Origin of the sequence: Spirillospora sp. NPDC049652 (assembly GCF_040675125.1) — a bacterium.
Classification (GTDB): domain Bacteria; phylum Actinomycetota; class Actinomycetes; order Streptosporangiales; family Streptosporangiaceae; genus Spirillospora.
The window spans coordinates 1-6,731 of the sequence record NZ_JBFAOF010000359.1; the positions used below are offsets into that span (position 1 = coordinate 1).

General features: G+C 73.8%; 5 protein-coding genes. 2 read left to right on the forward strand and 3 right to left on the reverse strand.

Annotated features, from left to right (window positions below; all coding sequences use genetic code 11):
- The coding region (locus tag AB0J52_RS21960; protein WP_500183671.1) for an MGH1-like glycoside hydrolase domain-containing protein at positions 1-1,278 on the forward strand (1,278 nt) is incomplete at its 5' end.
- Between the two features lie 44 nt (positions 1,279-1,322).
- Here AB0J52_RS21960 and AB0J52_RS21965 read toward each other — a convergent pair.
- Positions 1,323-2,405, reverse strand: a complete 1,083-nt coding sequence (locus AB0J52_RS21965) for an acetate/propionate family kinase (RefSeq protein WP_500183673.1) — start codon at positions 2,403-2,405, stop codon at positions 1,323-1,325.
- A gap of 11 nt (positions 2,406-2,416) precedes the next feature.
- Positions 2,417-4,777, reverse strand: a complete 2,361-nt coding sequence (locus AB0J52_RS21970) for a phosphoketolase family protein (protein WP_500183679.1) — start codon at positions 4,775-4,777, stop codon at positions 2,417-2,419.
- Positions 4,778-4,980: 203 nt separating this feature from the next.
- Here AB0J52_RS21970 and AB0J52_RS21975 point away from each other — a divergent pair, with 203 nt between their 5' ends.
- Positions 4,981-6,357: an aminotransferase class V-fold PLP-dependent enzyme gene (locus AB0J52_RS21975; RefSeq protein WP_500183675.1), complete on the forward strand. Its 1,377-nt coding sequence runs from the start codon at positions 4,981-4,983 to the stop codon at positions 6,355-6,357.
- A 36-nt stretch (positions 6,358-6,393) separates the two neighbouring features.
- On the opposite strand, the gene AB0J52_RS21980 is transcribed toward AB0J52_RS21975, so the two are convergent.
- A partial coding sequence (locus AB0J52_RS21980; RefSeq protein WP_500183677.1) for a beta propeller repeat protein occupies positions 6,394-6,731 on the reverse strand: 338 nt, incomplete at its 5' end.

The window sequence follows — 6,731 nt, forward strand, 5'->3', positions numbered from 1 at the left end:
ACCCCACACGAGAAGGTGACCCGCGGCGTCCCGGCCGAGCGGCGCGGCCTGGCGGTCAAGTCGGTCGAGACGCTGGTGTCGAACTGGCGCGGCCCGGCGGGCGCGATCCGGCACAACGGGATCACGCCGTCCATCACCTACAAGTGGTTCAGCGGCCTGTGGTCCTGGGACACCTGGAAGCAGGCCGTCGGGACCGCGGAGTTCGACCCGGCGCTCGCCCGGGACCAGATCCGCTCGATGTTCGACTACCAGATCACCGCGAAGTCCGCCGACCGCCCGCAGGACGCGGGCATGATCCCCGACGCGATCTTCTACAACACCCCGGCCGAGGGCGGCGGCAACTGGAACGAGCGCAACAGCAAGCCGCCGCTCGCCGCCTGGTCGGTCTGGCAGGTCTACCTCAAGGACCGGGACGCCTCGTTCCTGCGCGAGATGTACCCGAAGCTGGTCGCCTACCACGACTGGTGGTACCGGACGCGCGACCACGACCGCAACGGCCTCGCCGAGTACGGCGCGACGGTCGACCCGGCCAACGGGACCGAGGAGGACCAGCGCCAGGCCGCCGCGTGGGAGAGCGGCATGGACAACGCGCCGCGCTTCGACGCGGAGCTCGGCGTGAAGATGCTCGCCAACACCGACGCGTCGGGGAAGGTCGTCGGCTACTCCATCAACCAGGAGTCGGTCGACCTCAACGCCTACCTGGCCGCCGAGAAGCACTACCTGGCGCTGATCGCGGGCAGGCTGGGCAAGCACTCGGACGCGGCGCGGTTCGAGAAGGACTCGGCCAAGGTCGCCGGGCTCGTCCGGGCGAGGATGTACGACGCGAAGTCGGGCTTCTTCTACGACGCGGCCATGGCCGCCGACGGCGGGAAGACCCTCACCGGGCGCGGGCGCGGCATCGAGGGCGCGATCCCGCTGTGGGCCGGGGTCGCCTCCAAGCAGCAGGCCGCGGCCGTCCGGGCCAAGATGGTGGACCCGGAGGAGTTCGCGACCAAGGTGCCGTTCCCGACGGTGTCGAAGAGCTCGCCGTACTTCCAGTCGACCAAGTACTGGCGCGGGCCGGTCTGGATCGACCAGGCGTACTTCGCGCTCACGGGCCTGCGCGGCTACGGCTACAAGGCCGACGCCCGCACCCTCGCCGACCGGCTGCGCGCCAACGCGTCCGGGATGCTCGGCGACGGCGCGCTGCACGAGAACTACGACCCGCTGACCGGCGCGACCCTCAACTCGCCGAACTTCAGCTGGTCGGCGGGCCTGCTCCTCGCCCTGGACGACTGAGTCCCCGGGCCACGGCCCGAACGCACCGCCCCGGGCGGTCCGGCCTAACCGGCCAGGGCCGCCCGGGCGCCCGCGGCGATCTCCAGGTCCTCGCGGGCCTCCACCACGGCGACGCCGACCCCGGCCCCCGGCGGGCTGAGGACGGCGTCGCCGTGCGCGTCCGCGTTGGCGTCCGGGTCGATCCGGACGCCGAGGAAGCCGAGGTCGGCGGCCAGCCGGGCGCGGACCGCCGCGTCGTGCTCGCCGACGCCGCCGGTGAGCACCAGGGCGTCGAGCCCGCCGAGCGCGGCGGCCATCCCGGCCGCGCACTTGCGCAGGCTGTGGTGGTAGACGTCGAGTGCCGCCACCGCCTCCTTGTCGCCGGACGCGGCGCGTTCCCGCAGTTCGCGCATGTCTCCGGTGCCGGCGAGAGCGCTCAGGCCGGAGCGGTGGTCCAGGATGTCGTTGACGTCCTGCGCCGGGATGCCGTGCTTGAGCAGCCACATCGGAATGCCCGGGTCCACGCTGCCCGCGCGGGTGGCCATGACCAGCCCTTCGAGCGGCGTGAAGCCCATGGTCGTGTCGACCGACCGGCCGTCCAGGACGGCCGCCAGCGACGCACCGGACCCGAGGTGGCAGACGACCATGCGCCGGGGCCGTCCCAGCAGCTCGGCCGCGCGGCGCGAGGCGTGCGCGTACGACAGTCCGTGGAAGCCGTAGCGGCGGATCGCGAACCGCTCCCGCCACTCGGCGGGCAGCGCGTAGGTCGCGGCGGCGTCCGGGATGCCGGCGTGGAACGCGGTGTCGAAGCAGGCCACGACCGGGACGTCCGGCAGCGCCCGCCGCATCTCCCCCAGCGCGTACAGCGACAGCGGCTGGTGCAGGGGCGCGAGGTCGACCAGGGCGTGCAGGTTCCGGGTCACCTCGTCGTCCACCACGACCGGACGGGTGTAGCGCCGCCCGCCGTGCACGAACCGGACGCCGACCGCGTCCGGCCGGGGCATGCGGGCGACCTGGCCGAGCACGCGCTCGGCCTCCCGCTCGGCCCCTCCGGTCGGCAGCTCGGCGTGGACGAGCACCTGGTCACCGGCGTCCAGCAGGGCGAGCTTCACACTGCTGGACCCGGGGTTCACCGTCAGCACGCGCATCGGTCTCCCCCTCAGTTCGGCCAGACCCAGTCGCGGACCTCCGGGGCGTCCTCCCCGTGCTCGCGGGTGTAGGCGCGCAGCCGCATCCGCGTGTCGGCCATCCGCTGCCGGATGTGCCCGACGCGTCCGCCCAGGCCGGGGACGCGGTCGATCACGTCCGTCACGAGCTGGTAGCGGTCCAGGTCGTTGAGCATGACCATGTCGAACGGCGTGGTCGTGGTGCCCTCCTCCTTGTAGCCGCGCACGTGCAGGTTGGCGTGGCCGGCGTGCCGGTAGGCGAGCCGGTGGATCAGGTACGGGTAGCCGTGGAAGGCGAAGATGACCGGCTTGTCCGGCGGGAACAGGGCGTCGTACTCGCGGTCGCTCAGGCCGTGGGGGTGCTCCCCGGGCGGCGCCAGGCGCATGAGGTCCACGACGTTGACGACCCGGACCCGCAGGTCGGGCAGCAGCCGCCGGAGCAGGTCGGCGGCGGCGAGCGTCTCCAGGGTCGGCACGTCGCCCGCGCAGGCCAGCACCACGTCCGGGTCCGCGCCGCCGTCCACGCTCGCCCACTCCCAGATGCCGATGCCGCGCTCGCAGTGCCGGGCGGCCTCCTCCATCGGCAGCCACACCGGCGCGGGCTGCTTGCCCGCGACGATCACGTTGACGTAGTCGCGGGACCGCAGGCAGTGGTCGGCGACCGACAGCAGGGTGTTGGCGTCCGGCGGCAGGTAGACGCGGACCACCTCGGGCTTCTTGTTCATCACGACGTCGATGAAGCCCGGGTCCTGGTGGGTGAAGCCGTTGTGGTCCTGCCGCCAGACGTGCGAGGACAGCAGGTAGTTCAGCGATGCGACGGGGGCCCGCCAGGGCAGGTGCCGGGCGACCTTCAGCCACTTGGCGTGCTGGTTGAACATGGCGTCCACGATGTGCGTGAACGCCTCGTAGGTGTTGAACAGGCCGTGCCGCCCGGTCAGCAGGTAGCCCTCCAGCCAGCCCTGGCACAGGTGCTCGCTCAGCACCTCCATGACCCGCCCGGACGGGGCCTGGTACTCGTCGGTGCCGCGCCGCTCGCCCGCGAACACCCGGTCGGTGACCTCGAACACCGCGCCGAGCCGGTTGGAGGCGGTCTCGTCCGGGCCCATGATCCGGAAGGTCGACGGGTTGGCCGCCACCACGTCCCGCAGGTATTCGCCGAGGACCCGGGTGGCCTCGGCGGTCGCGGTGCCGGGCTTGTCCACCGGGACGGCGTGCGGGCGGACGCCGGGCAGTTCCAGCGGGCGCAGCAGCCGGCCGCCGTTGGCGTGCGGGTTGGCGGTCATCCGGCGGTCCCCGGACGGGACGAGCGCGCGCAGCGCCGCGACCGGCCGCCCGTCCTCGTCGAACAGCTCCTCCGGACGGTAGGAGCGCAGCCACGCCTCCAGCTGCGCCAGGTGCCCGGGGTCGTCGCGGACCTGGGCGAGCGGCACCTGGTGCGCCCGCCAGGTGCCCTCCACCGGCAGGCCGTCCACCTCCTTCGGGCCGGTCCAGCCCTTCGGGGTGCGGAGGATGACCATGGGCCAGCGGGGGCGCTCGGTCACGCCGTCCTCGCGGGCGGCGCGCTGGATCCGGGCGATGGCGTCCAGCGCGTCGTCGAGCGCCTGGGCCATCGCGGCGTGCACCCGCGGCGGGTCGTCGCCGGACACCACCATCGGGTCGTAGCCGTAACCCTCGAACAGGGTGCGCAGCTCGTCCTCGGGGATCCGGGCCAGGACGGTCGGGTTGGCGATCTTGTAGCCGTTGAGGTGCAGGATCGGCAGCACCGCGCCGTCGTGCACCGGGTCGACGAACTTGTTCGAGTGCCAGCTGGCGGCCAGCGGGCCCGTCTCGGCCTCACCGTCGCCGACGACGCACGCCACGACCAGGTCCGGGTTGTCGAACGCGGCGCCGTAGGCGTGCGCGAGCGAGTAGCCGAGCTCGCCGCCCTCGTGGATCGAGCCCGGGGTCTCCGGCGCGGCGTGGCTCGGGATGCCGCCGGGGAAGGAGAACTGCCGGAACAGCCGGGCCATGCCCGCCTCGTCCTGCCGCACCTCGGGGTAGACCTCGCTGTAGGTGCCCTCCAGCCAGGCGTTCGCGACCGCCGACGGCCCGCCGTGGCCCGGCCCCATGATGTAGATCATGTCCAGGTCGCGGGCGCGGATGACCCGGTTGAGGTGGGCGTAGCAGAGGTTCAGGCCGGGCGAGGTGCCCCAGTGGCCGAGCAGCCGCGGCTTGATCTGCTCGCGGGCGAGCGCCTCGCGCAGCAGCGGGTTCGCCATCAGGTAGATCTGACCGGCCGACAGGTAGTTCGCGGCGCGCCAGTAGGCGTCGATCAGTTCCAGCTCGGCCTCGTCCGGCGGCGCGCTCGTGCCCACGGTCCCTGCCTGCCTCTCGGTGGTCGCCCGTTCCGTCACGCCCTACCCCTTCCCGGCGATCGCCGGACGAGTCACGCGTCCGCCGATCTTTTCCGCGTCCCGGCTCCGGGCGCCACGGCCCGGCAGGGGTGCCCGATGCGAACCGGTTGCCCTGTTTTATCGTCGGAGTACGCACGAGTTCCGGTTCTCCGGGGGTGCCACCGATGACGGCGTTCGACGAGGTGCGCAAGCGCGAGTTCGCCCGCCTGGACGAGGCGGGCCAGACCTACCTCGACTTCACCGGGGCGGGCCTGGCCCCGCGACGGCTGGTCGACGCGCACCACGACCGCAACCTGCACGGCGTCTTCGGGAACCCGCACTCGGAGAACCCCTCGTCCCAGGCGTCCACGGAACTGGTGGAGCAGGCCCGCGCGGCCGTGCTGCGGTTCTTCAACGCCGACCCCGGCGAGTACGCGGTGATCTTCACCCCGAACGCGACCGGCGCGTGCCGGCTGGTCGGCGAGGCCTACCCGTTCCGGCGCGGCGCCCGCCTCGTGATGCTGCTGGACGACCACAACTCGGTGAACGGCATCCGGGAGTTCGCGAAGGCGCGGGGCGCCCGCGTCCGGTACGTCCCGCTGCGCGCCGGAGACCTGCGGGCCGACGGCGCGACCGTCCGCGCCGCGCTGCCCCGCCGCCGCTCCTCACCCGGCCTGTTCGTCTATCCGGCGCAGAGCAACTTCACCGGCGTCCAGCACCCCCTGGAGTGGATCGGCCTCGCCCGGCGGCGCGGCTACGACGTGCTGCTGGACGCGGCGGCCTTCGTCCCCGCCAACCCCCTCGACCTGAGCGCCGTCCAGCCCGACTTCGTGCCGGTGAGCTGGTACAAGGTGTTCGGCTACCCGACCGGCGTCGGCTGCCTGGTCGCCCGCCGCGCCGCCCTGGCCCGGCTCCGCCGCCCCTGGTTCGCGGGCGGGACGATCCAGGCGGCGAGCGCGCGCGGCGGCTGGCACGTCCCGTCCCCCGACGAGAGCGCCTTCGAGGACGGCACGCTCAACTTCCTCGCCATCCCGGACGTCACCGAGGGCATTGAGTGGATCTCCGGGCTCGGCCTGGACCGGGTCCACGGCCACGTCACCGCGCTCACCACCCGCCTGCTGGACGGCCTCGCCGCCCTCCGGCACTCCTCCGGGCTCCCGATGATCCGGCTCTACGGCCCCCGGAACGCCCGGCGGCGCGGCGGAACGGTCGCCTTCAACGTCCTGGACGCCGGCGGCCGCATCGTGGACGAACGCGTCGTCGCCCGCGACACGGCCGCACGCGGCATCTCCATCCGGACGGGCTGCTTCTGCAACCCGGGCGCGGGCGAGGTCGCGCTCGGCGTCGACCTGCCCCGGCTCCGCGCGGCGGGCAGCACCCGCGCCCGCACGCTGGACGACTACCTCGCCCGGCTCGGCCTGCCCACCGGAGGAGCGATCAGGGCCTCGCTCGGCGTCGCGTCCAACGCCGCCGACGTGGACCGCCTCCTGGCGCTCCTCGCCGCCGCCTACCGCGACCGCTCCCCCGGCACCGCCGGCCTCACCCCGCGCGAACGGTGTTAGGGCCGCCCGCGCGGCGGCCACTCACAGGACGGCCGGTCAGAAGGCCAGGCGGGCGATGCGGCCCTTCTCGCCGGAGGCCCAGCAGCCGCCGTGGGCGCAGGAGACGGTGTCGTAGCTGCCCGTGTCGAAGCGCGTCCAGGTACGGCCGTCGTTCCGGGAGACGTCGCTGCCGGTCGGGCCGACGGCGAGCAGCAGCGGCCCGAAGTACGTCACGCCCGAGCGGTACTCGGCGGGCGGACGCGGCGCGAGCCGCCAGGAGCGCCCCGCGTCGCCGGTGGTCGCGGCGGCGTCCGGGGACGGCTCGCCCGGCCGGTAGTCGCCGCCGACCGCGACGCCGTGCCGGGCGTCCCGGAAGGCCAGCCCGAACGCGCCCG

Bases quoted from the DNA above. Each gene is read 5' to 3' on its own strand.
- AB0J52_RS21965 (WP_500183673.1), bottom strand. From the start codon at position 2,405: ATGCGCGTGCTGACGGTGAACCCCGGGTCCAGCAGTGTGAAGCTCGCC.
- AB0J52_RS21975 (WP_500183675.1), top strand. From the start codon at position 4,981: ATGACGGCGTTCGACGAGGTGCGCAAGCGCGAGTTCGCCCGCCTGGAC.